1 protein-coding gene is annotated in these 288 nt (G+C 71.2%); it reads left to right on the forward strand.

Annotated features, from left to right (window positions below):
- A partial coding sequence (locus tag FLQ44_RS16505; RefSeq protein ID WP_206208931.1) for an E3 binding domain-containing protein occupies window positions 1–288 on the forward strand: 288 nt, incomplete at both ends.

Genomic DNA, 288 nt, shown 5'->3' on the forward strand with positions numbered 1-288 from the left:
CCGATGCGCATGCCGCAGAACGTGCCGCACGCCAGCCCGGCGGTGCGCCTGCAGGCGCGCGAGCTCGGCGTCGATCTGTCGAAGGTCTCGGGCAGCGGCCGCAAGGGCCGCATCACCCGCGAGGACGTCAATGCCTTCGTCAAGCAGGCGCTGGCGCGTCCGGCCTCGGCGGCACCTGCGGGCGGCGGCGGTGGCTTGAACCTGCTGCCCTGGCCCAAGGTCGATTTCGCCAAGTTCGGCGCGGTCGAAACCCAGCCGCTGTCGCGCATCAAGAAGATTTCCGGCGCC

Source organism: Vogesella mureinivorans (assembly GCF_007644035.1).
Taxonomy (GTDB): domain Bacteria; phylum Pseudomonadota; class Gammaproteobacteria; order Burkholderiales; family Chromobacteriaceae; genus Vogesella; species Vogesella mureinivorans.